Annotated in this window: 14 protein-coding genes; 10 read left to right on the forward strand and 4 right to left on the reverse strand. The window is 65.6% G+C overall.

Annotation, left to right across the window (positions count from 1 at the left end):
* Positions 1–461 (forward strand): acetoacetate decarboxylase family protein (locus C444_RS00795; RefSeq protein ID WP_161607589.1); only part of this gene is annotated, 461 nt, incomplete at its 5' end.
* 180 nt (positions 462–641) lie between these two features.
* Here the strand turns inward: C444_RS00795 and C444_RS00800 are convergent.
* Positions 642–995 (reverse strand): hypothetical protein, encoded by a 354-nt coding sequence (locus tag C444_RS00800; RefSeq protein ID WP_004590231.1) that lies wholly within the window; start codon positions 993–995, stop codon positions 642–644.
* A 131-nt stretch (positions 996–1,126) separates the two neighbouring features.
* On the opposite strand from C444_RS00800, the gene C444_RS00805 reads away from it, so the two are divergent.
* Both C444_RS00805 and C444_RS00810 read left to right on the forward strand, forming a co-directional pair.
* On the forward strand, positions 1,127–2,809 hold the full coding sequence (locus C444_RS00805) for a histidine kinase N-terminal 7TM domain-containing protein (RefSeq protein WP_004590233.1): 1,683 nt from the start codon (positions 1,127–1,129) through the stop codon (positions 2,807–2,809).
* A 290-nt stretch (positions 2,810–3,099) separates the two neighbouring features.
* Positions 3,100–4,203: a tRNA (guanine(26)-N(2))-dimethyltransferase gene (locus C444_RS00810; RefSeq protein ID WP_004590235.1), complete on the forward strand. Its 1,104-nt coding sequence runs from the start codon at positions 3,100–3,102 to the stop codon at positions 4,201–4,203.
* A 61-nt stretch (positions 4,204–4,264) separates the two neighbouring features.
* On the opposite strand, the gene C444_RS00815 is transcribed toward C444_RS00810, so the two are convergent.
* A complete protein-coding gene (locus C444_RS00815; protein ID WP_004590237.1) occupies positions 4,265–4,681 on the reverse strand; it encodes a hypothetical protein in 417 nt (138 codons plus the stop codon).
* Between the two features lie 94 nt (positions 4,682–4,775).
* On the opposite strand from C444_RS00815, the gene C444_RS00820 reads away from it, so the two are divergent.
* The 3 genes from C444_RS00820 (at position 4,776) to C444_RS00830 (ending at position 8,404) form a co-directional block, all read left to right on the forward strand.
* Entirely contained in the window at positions 4,776–6,212 is a 1,437-nt protein-coding gene (locus C444_RS00820) for an MATE family efflux transporter (protein ID WP_004590239.1), read from the forward strand.
* A gap of 69 nt (positions 6,213–6,281) precedes the next feature.
* Positions 6,282–7,514 (forward strand): YihY/virulence factor BrkB family protein, encoded by a 1,233-nt coding sequence (locus tag C444_RS00825; RefSeq protein WP_004590241.1) that lies wholly within the window; start codon positions 6,282–6,284, stop codon positions 7,512–7,514.
* A complete protein-coding gene (locus C444_RS00830) occupies positions 7,511–8,404 on the forward strand; it encodes a phosphatase PAP2 family protein (RefSeq protein ID WP_080509660.1) in 894 nt (297 codons plus the stop codon). Before C444_RS00825 ends, C444_RS00830 begins: the two co-directional genes overlap by 4 nt.
* A 10-nt stretch (positions 8,405–8,414) precedes the next feature.
* Here the strand turns inward: C444_RS00830 and glnA are convergent, their stop codons facing one another.
* Positions 8,415–9,770 carry a type I glutamate--ammonia ligase gene (glnA, locus tag C444_RS00835; RefSeq protein ID WP_004590244.1) on the reverse strand — a complete coding sequence of 452 codons (1,356 nt, stop codon included), beginning with the start codon at positions 9,768–9,770 and terminating at the stop codon, positions 8,415–8,417.
* 126 nt (positions 9,771–9,896) lie between these two features.
* On the opposite strand from glnA, the gene lrp reads away from it, so the two are divergent.
* From lrp to C444_RS00850, 3 genes are all read left to right on the forward strand, one after another.
* Positions 9,897–10,355, forward strand: coding sequence for an HTH-type transcriptional regulator Lrp (lrp, locus tag C444_RS00840; protein ID WP_004590245.1), 459 nt, complete (start codon positions 9,897–9,899; stop codon positions 10,353–10,355).
* Positions 10,356–10,484: 129 nt separating this feature from the next.
* Positions 10,485–11,081: a TetR/AcrR family transcriptional regulator gene (locus C444_RS00845; RefSeq protein ID WP_004590246.1), complete on the forward strand. Its 597-nt coding sequence runs from the start codon at positions 10,485–10,487 to the stop codon at positions 11,079–11,081.
* Positions 11,078–12,565 (forward strand): MATE family efflux transporter, encoded by a 1,488-nt coding sequence (locus C444_RS00850; protein WP_004590247.1) that lies wholly within the window; start codon positions 11,078–11,080, stop codon positions 12,563–12,565. The genes C444_RS00845 and C444_RS00850 overlap by 4 nt, the downstream gene beginning before the upstream one ends.
* 49 nt (positions 12,566–12,614) lie before the next feature.
* Here the strand turns inward: C444_RS00850 and C444_RS00855 are convergent, their stop codons facing one another.
* Positions 12,615–13,157 carry a Rieske (2Fe-2S) protein gene (locus C444_RS00855; RefSeq protein WP_004590248.1) on the reverse strand — a complete coding sequence of 181 codons (543 nt, stop codon included), beginning with the start codon at positions 13,155–13,157 and terminating at the stop codon, positions 12,615–12,617.
* A gap of 97 nt (positions 13,158–13,254) precedes the next feature.
* Between C444_RS00855 and C444_RS00860 the strand changes: the two genes are divergently transcribed.
* The gene (locus C444_RS00860) at positions 13,255–13,512 is read left to right on the forward strand and encodes a hypothetical protein (protein ID WP_049909003.1); all 258 of its coding nucleotides are present in this window, start codon (positions 13,255–13,257) and stop codon (positions 13,510–13,512) included.
* The last annotated feature ends 97 nt before the right edge of the window (positions 13,513–13,609 follow it).

Consider the following 13,609-nt stretch of genomic DNA (forward strand, 5'->3'; position numbering starts at 1 on the left):
TGCTGCTTCCACTGCTGACGCGCAATATCGGCGGCTACGTCTGGTCGCTTCCGGTGACGACCGAGCCCGCTCGCGCGCTCGGCGATGAAATCTGGGGCTACCCGAAGACGGTCGCCGACATCACCCACCGCGACGACGCGACCCGCCGCGAGACGACGGTCGTCGAGGACGGCGACCGCGTGGCGACGGTCAGCATCGACTGGCCCCGGACATGGGAACGCCGGGAGCGGATAGAGAGTTACGCGGTCCGAGAGGGACGACTGGAACGGACGCCAGTCGAGTTCCAGGGGAAACTGGGGGCCGCACCGCTGAGCGGGCGCGTCGACGTGGACATAGGCGACCACGAGCGGGCTGACACGCTCCGCACGCTCCGCACGCTCAACCTCGGCTCCCGGTGCGTCCTTCGATTCTCACTGGAAGGGCGGATTACGTACGGCGCTGGCCGGCCGGTGGAGCGGTAGCGGGACGATGCAGTAGCAGGTAAAAGCCGTGCAACAGGCATACCGCGCGCCTGGCGGCGCGCGGTTTCACTTCTCGCGACCAGCGGGAGCGAGAAGGGCGTTTTTAGCGTAGATTTTTGCGAGGAGCCCTCCCGCAGCGGCGCTTCGCGCCGCGAGGAAGGGCGACGAAGTAAAAAGGTACTAGAGGAATTCCCGAACCTCAGAGTACCACATGTCGTGCTCGTCGCCGGCGCCGATGGCCTCGGCGATGCGAACGGCGATGGCGTGCCAGCAGAGCTGGTCGGGGTCGTCGGGGTCGAGGTTGTACTCGCTGTCGGCGCAGGTGCAGCCGCCGTCCTCGACGATGTACTCGTCGTCGTGGCCGACGACGACGGTGAAATCGCGGTACTGCTTGACCCGGCTCTCGCCGACGGCCTCGATGGCCTGGTGGCCCCGGTCATCGTGCACCGCGACGATAGCCGACACTGCGTCGGGGGTCAGCTCCCCGGCGGCTTCGAGGTCGGCCACCCACTCCTCGACTGCGGTCACACCCATGCTACGGAAAGGGGTGACAAAACGGCGTCGGCTTCAGCAGCCAAGTCCCGACCGCCTGGCAGGCGGCGGGGAGTTATCAATGCTTGTACTGTGCCCAGAAGGATAAACACGGAGTGCAGATTTGTTCCGACATGAACCTCGACCTCCCGTGGCTGGCGCTGGGCTCGTTCGCCTCGGGAATCGGGTCGCTGTATCTGCTGGCACAGCTCCGGGCGCACTGGGACAAGCCCGGCGCACGGTGGTTCGTCGCAACTATCGTCACGCAGACGGTCTGGTGTTTCAGCTACGGCGCGGCGCTGCTGGTGTTCGACCCGACACTGCGCCTCGCCCTGGAGATGGTGTCCTGGCTGGGGATCATCTGGATCGGGTTCTGCTTCCTCTCCTTTGCGCTGGGATACACCGGCCGGACGAACGTCCTGGAGAGCGGGTGGTACCGGGGGCTGGCGGTGCTGCCGCTCGCCGGCACGGCGCTCGTCGTCACGAATCCGCTCCACACTGTGGTCTGGCAGGGCTTCCGGGTCGTACCGGCCGCCGGCAGCGCGGGGGCCGAGTACGCCGTCCTGCCAGTAGGGCTGCTCATCATTATCGTCGCGATGCTGTTCGTCAGCTTCGGGACCCTGCTGGTGTTCGATACGGTCGTCAGCTACGGCCCGCTGTACCGGCGCGAGGCGCTGGCGGTCGGCCTGAGCCCGATACCGCCCGGGGCCGCGGTGTTGCTGTGGGCCGGCGGCATCGGGCCGACTCCGACGGTGAATCTGACGACGCTCCTGTTCCTGCCACACGTCGCGCTGGACTTGTACGCGTTCGTTCGCAGCGACATGTTCGAGTTCCACCCGGCGACGCGACGGGCCGGCGAGCAGGCGGCCATCCACGACATCGCTACGCCGGTCGCCATCGTCGACGAACAGGGCCGGGTCGTGAACCTCAATCCAGCTGCCGAACGGATGCTCGCCGTCGACAAGCACGAGGTGCTGACGGAGGCGCTGAACGACTTTCTGGGCGACGACGACATCGCAGCCGACGGTGGGAGTTCGCGGGTCTCCATCGAGGCCGGTGGTCGACACCGCGAGTTCAAAGTCCGGCAGACGGCGCTCCGCGATGAGGCGGGCACGCAGTTGGGCTACACCGTCGTTTTCCAGGACATCACCGACGAGATCCGGCGCGAGCGCCGCCTCGAAGTGCTCAACCGGTTTCTCAGACACAACGTCCGCAACGAGAGCGTCGTCATTCAGGCCCGGGCGGAACTACTGGCGGGGGAACTGGACGGCGAGCAGTCCGACCACGCGGCGACCATCGAGCGGTCGGTCAGTCGCTTGGTTGACTCTGGCCAGAAGGCCCGGACCCTCGCCGAAGCGGGGTCAGACGATGCCGGACTCGAATCCGTCGGGCTTGCCGACCTCGCCGCCGAAGTCGTAGAAATCGCCCGTGACGAGTACGGTGGTTCAGTCACCGTCGAGATACCCGACGGCCTCCGGCTGACGACCCAGCCTGCCCTGCTGAGGATACTGCTTACAAACCTTATCGAGAACGCCCTCCAGCACGTTCCGGACCCCGCTGTCAGCGTCCGTGCAACTGTCGACGGCGACGAGGTCGTGCTGACTGTCAGCGACAACGGCCCCGGCGTCCCCGAGCACGAGCTCGGCGTGCTGGAGCGGGGCCGTGAGACGGACCTGAACCACGGCAGCGGCATCGGCCTCTGGCTCGTCCGCTGGACGGCCACGACGCTTGAGGGTGACCTCGACTTCGATACGAGCGACGGGACAACCGTGACCGTTCGACTCCCCCAAGAGCGGACAGCCACTGAAGCGGCATGAATGTGGTACTCACGGAGACGGTCCGCCGACCGTACTGAGTGCGATTACACAGCCAACATTCTCAGTGCGATTACACCAGCAACATCGGGTGGGACTGAAAGGGGCGAGGCGCTGGCGGACGGCGGGCGATGCAAGCACTGCACGAGCGACTGTAAGGAGCGAGGCAGCGCGCAGCGAGACCTCCGATGCCAGCGCCTCGGGGCTTTCTGGCTGTTCACAACAGCCTGAAAAATAGCGGACCCGACAGGCAGGTTCGAACGACTTAACGGCGACCGCACGGACCGGAGAGTATGCGCGTCAGTGAGGGCCGAGTGACCGTCACGGTGCCGGAACAGCCCGACGCGGGGAAGGGCGCGGACGTGTTCTTCAACCCCGTCCAGGAGCTGAACCGCGACATCACCGTGGCGGCACTGCGGGCCTACCGAGAGCGAACCCCCCGCGTGTCGACGTACTTGGACGCCACCGCCGCCAGCGGCATCCGGGGCGTCCGCGCGGCGGCCAACGACTGGGAGACGACGCTGTGTGACATCGACGACGACGCAACGGCGCTGTGTGAGCAGAACCTCGAACGCAACGACCTCGCGGCCTCAGTCCGGCGGTCGGACGCGAACGTGCTTATGCACTCCGAGGCGTTCGACGTGGTCGACGTGGACCCCTTCGGGACGCCGATCCCCTTCGCCGACGCGGCCGTCCAGGGGACCAAACACCTCCTCTGTGTGACGGCCACCGACACCGCGCCGCTGTGTGGCGCGCACTTCGAGAGCGGCGTCCGCTCGTATGGGGCGGTCCCGCGAAACACCGAGTTCCACGCCGAGATGGGGATGCGCGTCCTCCTGTCGGCGATGGTCCGGACGGCGGCCCGCTACGACATCGCCGCCCGGCCGATTCTCAGCCACGCGACCAAGCACTACGCTCGGACCTATCTGGAGTTCGACCACGGCGCGAAGGTCGCCAACGACTGCATCGACGAACTGGGCTACGTCCACCACTGCCAGCACTGCCTCTGGCGCGACCACGACTACGGGCTCATCGCCGACCCACCCGAGGACTGTCCCGTCTGTGACAAACACCTCCAGACGGCCGGCCCCATCTGGCTCGGCCGGACCTGCGACCCAGCGTTCGCCGACGCCATCGCCGAGCAGGTCACGGAGGAAATGGGCACCGCCGACGAGGCGAAAGAACTGCTGGCGACGCTCAGAGACGAAATCGACACGCCGACCCACTACGACCAGCACCGCCTCTGCAAGCGCTGGGGACGCGGCGCGGAAGCCATGGACGAGTTCATCGAGAAACTCCGCGATGCTGGCTACGAGGCCTCCCGAACGCACTACGGCGGCACGACGTTCAAGACGGACGCCGACGTGGTGGAAATTCGCGAGGCGACGGCGGAGTAACGGACTACAGGAGTCCAGACAGTCCCGAGGATTACGAACGGAGTGCGAGCCGAACTGATTCTTACCGACCGTTCGCCCGGCCGACGCTCTCTCGAACCGCGGAGACGAGGTCGTAGCCCAGCAAGTACACCGGGCGCAGGAAGTAGTTCGCCATCCCCGCGAGACCGAGCAGCCCGCCGATGGCCTGCACCTCGCCGGGTGTGGCCGACAGGCGGACGAGCAGCGGCAGGGCCGTAATGAGCGGTGCGAGCCACAGCGACTGGACGATGCCGTCCATATCGACACCAGCGACGGGACCGAATCGGTCCTCGTCCGGTCGGGCGGCGAATAGAACAGCCATCAGTACCAGCAGGCCCACGACAATCGGCAGAGACGCGCCGACGCCGGCGACACTGAATCCGATAGCCAGTGCGGCCGCGATGAGCAACAGGACAGTCACCTGCATCGTCCCGTGCCGGATGGCCGCTTCCGTATCCATATCCGGTCGTTGCCGCGATGCTGTATAAACCCTGTGAGGGCGGCGTCCCTTTCTTAACACCTTTCGGGTTCGACCGCAAAGCAGTGGCGAACACGTGCCCTCCACGTACAACCCGGTCCGCGGCGTCCTGCTGTTCGTCGGCGGCCTCCTCGCGCGGGTCGGCCTCGTCGAGCGCGAGCGGGTCCGCCGAGCGACGGACCTGTCCTGGCCACGGATCGTCACCGGAGTCGCCCGGATGTCGAAGTCGACGGTCGACGTGGCGATGGTCGGGCTGGCGCTCGGGCCGACCGCTATCGCCGGCGTCGGCTTCGCCGCCCCGTTCTGGGAACTGGTGTTCGCGCTGGGCGGCGGCGTCGCCGGGGGGACAATCGGGATGGTATCCCAGCGCTACGGGGCCGACGCCGACGAGGAGTTGGCGGTCACCGTCACGACCAGCGCCGCCGTCGTTCTGGGGCTGACACTCCCATTGATGGCGGCGTACTGGGTCGTTCCCAGTCTGCTCGTCGATCTCGTCGGAACGGGGTCCGAAGCCGTCGGCTACGGGACGCGGTACCTGCGCGTCGCCGCCCTCGGCGTCCCCTTCGCCGCACTGAACCTCATCGCCAGTCGGACGCTCGTGGGGGCCGACGACGCCTGGTCGCCGATGCTGCTCCGGGCCGGCGGCGCGGTCGTCAACATCGCGCTGAACGCGGTGCTCATCTTCGGCTTCAGCCTCGGTGTCGTCGGGGCGGCGCTTGGCACTGTCATTGCGAACGTGCTCGTCACGACCGGGTTCGCTGTCGGGCTGGCCCGCGGTGGGCTGCCGATAATCGGTGCGTTTCCGGTCCGGATTCCGGTGTCGCGGCCGTTCGTCGACCGCGGACTGGGGCGTGACCTCGCGGAGACCGGGGCACCGCTGGTGGGGGCCAACCTCGCGCGGACCGGGGCGCAGTTCCCTCGGCTGTTCATCGTCGGCCTGTTCGGACCTGGCGTCGTCTCGGCCTACGTCGTGGCACTCCGCGTCCGGGCGCTGCTTGACACACCGAACTGGGGGCTGAGTCTCGCGTCGAGCAGCCTCGTCGGGCAGGCACTGGGCGACGATGACGAGGGCGAGGCGACCGTCTGGGCGCAAACGGTGCTCCGGCTGAGCATCGGCGTGTACATCGTCGTCGCGGCGACGCTGCTTCCGTTCTCGCGGGGCATCGCCCGCCTGTTCGTCTCGGACCCAACAGTGCTCCCGCTTGTGACGGTGTTCGTCGCGGTTGCGTGTGCCAGTGTCGTGTTCCGGGGCGTCGACGGCGGCTCGACCGGGCCGCTCCGGGCCAGCGGCGACACGCGCTGGCCGTTTTACTCCCAGCTGGCCGGGATGTACCTGTTCGCCCTTCCGCTGGCGTATCTCGGCTACGTCACGCCGCTCGGCGAACTCGCACTGTACGCCTCGCTGATGGTCGAGACGGCGGTTCCCGCGGCGGTGACCTACTATCGCTTCCGGTCGGGGACGTGGCGGGTCGTGAGCCGGTCCTACCGGCCCGACACGGCGCTCGACGATTGACGCACGTCGGCGAGCGACTGTCATCAGTCAGTCGACAGTATATTTGTGGCTCCACCTTGACGTGCCCACGTGGACCGCACACGCGCTGTCTCCGTCGGTCGGGCTGTCATCCGTACCGTTCAGGAGGAGGAGGTCTCCTTTCTCGCCGCCGGCATCGCCTACTACATGTTCGTCTCCCTGCTGCCGCTGTTGCTGCTGACGCTGGTCGTCGGCACGCTGGCGGGCGGGGAGGCCTTCGCCGAGCGAGTCGTCAGCGCCGCCGGTGACGTACTCACACCGGCAGCGTCGACGCTGCTCGAAGACGCGCTGACCAGCGGGGCCGGCCGCGGGGGCGCAACCGTACTCGGTGTGGGCATCACACTCTGGAGTGCGCTCAAGGTGTTCCGCGGGCTGGATACGGCTTTCAGCCGCGTCTACGGGACAGACGGCCCCGACTCGATCATTGGCGAACTCGTCGACGGGCTGGCTGCGCTGGGCGGCATCGGTATCGCGCTGGTCGGGCTCGGTATCATCGGGGCGTTCGGGACAGTGCTGGGCGTGCAGGTCGCGCTCGGCGGGCTTGCGCTCGTTCCTGTGCTGGCAGTCGCCTTCCTCCCGCTGTACTACCTCTTTCCCGATCAGGAGATGACACTGCGGGAGGCCGTTCCCGGCGCGGTGTTTGCCGGTGTCGGGTGGACGCTGCTCGGGACGGGGTTCAACGTGTATGCGGCGCAGGCCGACTCCTATCAGGTGTACGGCGTCATCGGCGGGGTCCTGTTACTCGTGACGTGGTTCTACTTCGCTGGACAGGTACTCCTCGTGGGCGCGGCGGTCAACGCGGCGCTCGCGGACCGGCAACTACAACAGGTACCGCACCGACGGTCCGGCAAAGCGATGAGTGAGGACGCTGACGAGACTGACACGCCCCCGCCAGCAGGAGCCGGGCCGACCGGCCGAGACGAGGCGCTGACAGACGAAGAGCTCAGAGAGCTCCGCGAGGAGTTCGAGTCGTTCCGGGAGGACATCGAGGGCCGGACGCTCCACCGCGACGAGGTGAAGTCCGACCTCAAGCAGTACGTCCGCCGCCGGATGCGTCGCGGCCACGCCCGCCAGTGGGGCCCCTACATCGTCTTGCTGTACGGCACGATAATGACCCTCGGCGCGTTCTACTATCTGAAGGGACTCTATGCCGTCCTGGCGATGCTGGTCATCTGGCTGTCGACGCTCGGCCTCTACACCGTGATGATTGCGGTCGGTGTGACGCTCACCGCCACCGGTCTTCCCGGACGGCTCGTCGACCGCGTGCGCGACTGGCGACAGTGATGCGAGCTGTCGGCGTCACAGAGGTGCTGTCGGCGCTGCCCGGGGCAGTCGTCGTGCTGTTCGCGCTGGTCACCCAATTAGGGGATTTCTGGTTCACCTTCCTGGCCTGTGGCCTGCTGTACTGGCTCGGCCCGCGGACGCCGAAACTCGGTCGCGGCCTCACTCGCGACCGGACGGCGATGCTGGTGGCGCTGCTCGCCGTCGGTGTCGCGCTCGTCGTCTCACTGAAAGGCGTGTTCGCGCTGCCGCGGCCGCCCGGGGCTGGCACGGCCACCCACGCCGAACTCCTCCCAGCGGCGCTGCGGGGTACCTACGAGTCAATGGCGACCGGAGAAGGGTTCGGCTTCCCCAGCGGCCACGCCACCCTCTCCCTGCTCGTCTGGGGCGGTATCGCGTGGGCACTCCGGGTCGGCACGCGTCGACAGCGCACCGCCGTCGCCGCGACGATCATCACCCTCATCGGGATCTCGCGGCTGGTACTCGGCGTCCACTACCTCGCCGACATCCTCGCGGGCTTTGCCATCGCCGGTGCAGCCCTCGTACTCGCACTCGGCGCGCTCAAAACGCCCGAACGGGTGTTCGGCCTCGCGGCCGTCATCGCCGTGGCGGGGCTACTCGTCACTGGTGCCTCCCGTAATTCGGCCGGGGCACTGGGCGTCGCTGTCGCGGGTGCCGCAGTCTGGTCGCTACTGGGTGATGCGATGCCGGAGCCGACCCGGCACGGTGTCGGTATCACGGCGTTGCTGGGCGTTGTCTCGGTCGGAGCGTTTCTCGGCGTGACGTTCGGGTTAGACCCGTCGCCGGTCGCCGTCACGCTGCTTGCGGGGCTTGGGACCGGAGTCTTGCTAACGCTGCCGCTGGCCGGTGAGCGCCTCGCGAAAAAGGTGTGAGTGGCAGCCGTTAGAACTTCTCGAGGTAGCGGTCGAGTTCCCAGTCGGAGACGTCGACGAGGTACTCCTTGTGCTCCTGCGTTTTGGCCTCAACGAAGTTCTCGTAGACGTGCTCGCCGAGCGCGTCCTGAATCACTTCGTCGTTTTCGAGCGCTTCGACGGCTTCGCCGAGGTTCGACGGGAGCGTGGTGATGCCGTACTCCTCACGTTTCTCTTCGTCGAAGTCGTAGATGTTCTCGCGGACAGGGTCGTCGCACTCGAGGTCCTGCTCGACGCCGTCGAGACCGGCGTGGATGAGTGCGGCGAAGGCGAGGTACGGGTTACACGACGGGTCGGGGAACCGAGCCTCGATACGGCTTGCGGCCGGCGTTCGGGCGGCCGGCTTGCGGATGAGCGCCGAGCGGTTACGGTCGGACCAGGCGACGTAGACAGGTGCCTCGTAGCCCGGAACCAGACGCTTGTAGGAGTTCACGGTCGGGTTCGAGACGGCCGTGATAGCCGGTGCGTGCTTGAGAATCCCGGCGGTGAAGCTCTTTGCCGTCTCGGAGAGGTTGAACTCGTCGTCCTCGTCGTGGAACGCGTTCTCGCCGTCCTCGGTGAACAGCGAGAGGTGCGTGTGCATCCCGGAGCCGTTGATCTTCGGGATGGGTTTCGGCATGAACGTCGCGTGCAGGTCGTGTTCGGCCGCGATGGCGCGGACGACGGAGCGGAAGGTCGCGACGTTGTCGGCCGTCGAGAGCGCGTCGTCGTAGGTGAAGTTGATCTCGTGTTGGCCCTGGGCGACCTCGTGGTGGGAGGCCTCGATGTCGAAGCCCATGTCTTCGAGGCCGTAGATGATGTCACGGCGCACGTCGGAGGCGAGGTCCTTCGGCGCGAGGTCGAAGTAGCCGCCGGCGTCGTTGGTCTTGGTCGTCGCACGGCCCTCTTCGTCTTCCTCGAACAGGAAGAACTCGGGCTCGGGGGCGGCGTTGACCGTATAGCCCATGTCGTTTGCGCGCTTGATAGCTCGCTTCAGGACGCCACGCGGGTCGCCGGAGAACGGCTCGCCGGTCGAGGTGTCGATGACGTCACAGATGAGTCGGGCACTGGAACCGCCGTCGACGTTTTCTCTCCACGGGAGTACCGAGAACGTCGAGGGGTCCGGGTCCAGACGCATATCGGATTCCTGAATCCGGACGAAGCCGTTGATCGAGGAGCCGTCGAAGTAAATCCCCTCTGTGAACGCTTTCTCTGCTTGGTCGGCTGTGATCGAGACGTTCTTGATGGTACCGAGGATGTCGGTAAACTGGAGTCGGAGGAAGTCGACGTTCTTCTCTTCGATTTCGTCGAGTACCTCCTGTGCCGCCTCTGAAAGTTCGCTTGTCATCTTTGGACACCCGATAGGAACGGTGCTACTACTAAAACCCTGCTGATTTGCGCAAAGGTTTCGACGCTTTCGCTTACATTTGGACATTCGTAAAATTCTAATCCCTGGGGGGCGTCCCCCAATGTAATGACGTACGAAAATCTCGACCGTGAGCTAGTGAATGCACTTCTGGGTGACGGCCGTGCCAGCCTCCGAAGCCTCGGAGAAGACCTCGACGTGTCGGTAACGACCGTCTCAAACCACCTCTCCGATCTCGAAGACGAGGGAATCATCAACGGGTACACGCCCAAAGTCGACTACGACAAGCTCGGTTACGACGTGACGGCCATCATCCAGCTCAAAGTGGAAGGGTCGTCGCTCCCGGCAGTCACCGAGGATCTCGAAGAGCACAAGCAGATGATCTCGGTGTACGAGGTCACCGGCGACTACGACGTCATCGCGGTCGGGAAGTTCGCCGACACCGACGGCATGAACGCCCAAATAAAGGAACTCCTCACCGACCCAGACATCAGAGAGTCGAACACCTCTGTCGTACTCAATGCCGCAAGCGAACACGAACAGTTCGACCTCGACCTGAAGGAGTAGCGACCGTCGTTCCGAGCGCTCTCAGAGCGACGGCTCCCGGGAGTCTGATTTCCGGGTGGCATGGTACGCGAACCCAGCCTCAAATGGTACCGACGAATACTTGACTGACCAGTCAGTTAGTCACGCGTAATGAACGACGGCGACACGGCCGACGATATTATGGATGCGACCTACCGTGCGCTGTGTACGCACGGCTATGCGGATCTGACGATGCAGGATATCGCCGACGAGTCGGACAAGAGCAAAGCTGCCCTCCACTACCACTACGACAGCAAGCACGACCTCCTCTGTGCGTTCCTCGAATACCTCTATGACGGGTTCGTCGACCGGATCGAAGACCCCGACGGCGAGAACCCACACGAGCGCCTGCTGGCACTCATCGATTCCGTGCTGGACAAGCCGGACGACGGGAGCGAAGAGTTCGGGACGGCGATTCTCGAAATCCGTGCCCACGCGCCCTACGAACCCGGCTTTCGCGAGCGGCTCACCGAATTCGACGACTACCTTGTCGACGAACTCGAAGTGATCCTCGAAGACGGTATCACTGACGGGACGTTCAAATCGGACCTCGACGCCGAGGAGACCGCCCGGTTCATCGTCACCGTCCTGACCGGGGCTGCGACCGAGCGTGTCACGACCGGGCGCCCGGTCGAGTGTACCCGACGGATGCTCGCCGAGTACGTCGAGACACATCTTCTGGACGGACAGCAGGAGGTCACAGCGTGAGCGTCCGGCAGAAACTGGGTCGTCTGGGTGCGCGGCTCGGGAACCTGTTCAAGGGGCAGGAGGAACTGGACCTGACCAGCGGTGACATCGGCAAGCCGTTGCTGTTCCTTTCTTTCCCCATCGTCATCACGAACCTGCTACAGGTGGCGTACAACCTCGCGGACACGTTCTGGCTGGGGCAGTACTCCACGACAGCGCTTGCGGCCATCTCCTTTGCCTTCCCGATGATCTTCCTGCTCATCTCGCTCGGCATGGGGCTGTCGGTGGCGGGCAGCGTCCTGGTCGCACAGCACACCGGAGCCGAGGAACATCGCGAGGCCGAGTACGCCGCCTCCCAGACTGTGACGTTCGCGCTGTTGGCCTCCGTGCTGCTCGGCGCGACTGGCTACTTCTTCGTCGAGGACTTCCTGAGCCTGCTCGGGGCCTCCGAGCAGGTTCTCCCTGGCGCGACGGGCTACCTGCAGGTCGTCTCGCTCGGACTGACGGCGATGTTCGGTTTCTTCGTGTTCATCTCGCTGATGCGCGGGGCCGGCGACACCATCACGCCGATGCTGGTGATGTTCGGGACTGTCGTGCTGAACATCGTCGTCGACCCGTTCCTCATCTTCGGCTGGTGGGTGTTCCCCGAGATGGGCGTCGTCGGCGCGGCCGTCGCGACGATCTTCTCGCGTGCCGTAGCGCTGGTCGTCGGTATCGGTATCCTGCTGTCAGGCAGGCGCGGCGTGCGGATTCACCTCAGTGATATGGCACCCGATCTGGAGTACCTCCGGAAACTGCTCAGACTGGGCATCCCGGCCTCCGTTGAGGGGACCGGTCGCGCCGTGTCAGTCAACGCCATGTTGTTCATCGTCGGGACGTTCTCGGTGACGGTGGTCGCGGCCTTCGGCGTCGGCATCCGCGTGTTCTCGCTGGTGTTCATGCCGGCCATCGCGATGGACCGCGGCGTCGAGACGATGACCGGCCAGAACCTCGGGGCCGAGCGGCCTGACCGCGCAGCGACGGCCAATCACTTCGCCGCAAAAGTCTCGTTCGCCATCCTCACCGTGCTGGGCGCGATCACTATCTTCGCCGCACCGGCCGTCGTCAGCGTGTTCAGCGACGACCCCGAAGTCGTCCGCATCGGGGCCGAGTTCCTCCAGTGGGTCGCCCCGACCTTCGGATTCATCGGCGTCGTCCGGGCCTACTCCGGTGGGTTCCGCGGAGCCGGCAAAACCCTCACCGCAGCGGCGCTGGCGGTCACGATGCTGGGAATCATCCGCCTGCCGGTCGCCTGGGTCGCCTCCCGCCCGGTCGCGGTCCCGGCGTGGCTCGGCCCGCAGGTCGTCGACCTCTTCGCGTACTCGATGGCCGAACAGGGCATCTGGCTCGCCTTCGCCGTCTCGAACGTCCTCGCGGCCGGCCTCGCAGCGGCCTGGTTCCTCCGCGGGACGTGGCGCGATGCCGATCCCCGGACCGGCAGCGAACCGGCCGTCGCGGACGACTAACGGCGCTGGTCACTGGAAGACAACCGCGAAAACGTTCTGAAATCGCGTTTCAGCGCCGTTCGGCCCGCTCGAAGCGCTCGTCCGTGAGGTACACGTCGCCGTCCTGAACCGTGACCTCGATGCTGTCGAGGGCGTCGCCAGCACATGGGCCGTGCGTGCAGACGCCATCGTCGGGTTCGAACTGTGCGCCGTGTTTGTGACACACCAGTTGGTCACCCCGCACAATCGCGCCCCGGCCCGGGTCAAGCGGGACTTCGGGCTGGTGGGGACAGGAGTTGCGCCAGGCGGCGACGGCGTCACCCGAGCGGTGCAGGATACAGTTGACGCCGCGCCGGCCGTTACGAGCCTCGAACACGAGCGTGCTGTCGGTGGGTACCGAGTCGAGTTCGGCGATGCGGCACGGGTCGTCACCGTCGTCGTTGCCGTCGGGCGACTGCTCGTCGTTGCCGCTGGACTGCCCATCGTCGCCAGTGCCGGAAAAGCTGAATCGGACAGTCGCGTCGCCGGCCTCGACCTCGCCACCGTCGTCGTGGACACGGACCGATTCCGATTCGTCGTCGGTGTCGACGGTCACGTCCACGGGGTCGCTCATACAAACTTGTCGGCGATTGACACACATAGCGATGTCGAAGTCATCCGCGGCATGCCGGTTGCAAAACGGAATTATGTCATCCGCTCGAAAAGACGGTATGGACCGAGACGACGTTTCCGTCGAAGTGGAAGTCGAAGTGGAGATAGACACAGCGGAACTGGAAGCCGAAGTCGAAGACATGGCGGAGTTCGAGGCGGAACTGGAGGGCAAGGGCGTCGAAATCGAACTAGAGGCCGAAGTCGAATTCGCCGAGGCCGACGAACATGAAGAGATGGACGAGACAGAAAATGAGACGGAGGCCTCCGAAGCCGACGACGAGATGGACGAGGCAACGGATAACGAAGACCAGGAGTAGGCACAGACAGCGTCAGCCGCGGTTGGCAGGGCACACCTCAGTGGATGCGGGTGAACCCGATTTCACAATCGCAGGCGAGGTATCGGGCGCAGCCGGT

Origin of the sequence: Haloarcula japonica DSM 6131 (genome assembly GCF_000336635.1) — an archaeon.
GTDB lineage: Archaea > Halobacteriota > Halobacteria > Halobacteriales > Haloarculaceae > Haloarcula > Haloarcula japonica.

Coding starts and splice junctions, on each gene's coding strand:
- C444_RS00800 (WP_004590231.1), bottom strand. CDS start 995: ATGGGTGTGACCGCAGTCGAGGAGTGGGTGGCCGACCTCGAAGCCGCC.
- C444_RS00805 (WP_004590233.1), top strand. CDS start 1,127: ATGAACCTCGACCTCCCGTGGCTGGCGCTGGGCTCGTTCGCCTCGGGA.
- C444_RS00810 (WP_004590235.1), top strand. CDS start 3,100: ATGCGCGTCAGTGAGGGCCGAGTGACCGTCACGGTGCCGGAACAGCCC.
- C444_RS00815 (WP_004590237.1), bottom strand. CDS start 4,681: ATGGATACGGAAGCGGCCATCCGGCACGGGACGATGCAGGTGACTGTC.
- glnA (WP_004590244.1), bottom strand. CDS start 9,770: ATGACAAGCGAACTTTCAGAGGCGGCACAGGAGGTACTCGACGAAATC.
- lrp (WP_004590245.1), top strand. CDS start 9,897: ATGACGTACGAAAATCTCGACCGTGAGCTAGTGAATGCACTTCTGGGT.
- C444_RS00845 (WP_004590246.1), top strand. CDS start 10,485: ATGAACGACGGCGACACGGCCGACGATATTATGGATGCGACCTACCGT.
- C444_RS00855 (WP_004590248.1), bottom strand. CDS start 13,157: ATGAGCGACCCCGTGGACGTGACCGTCGACACCGACGACGAATCGGAA.
- C444_RS00860 (WP_049909003.1), top strand. CDS start 13,255: ATGGACCGAGACGACGTTTCCGTCGAAGTGGAAGTCGAAGTGGAGATA.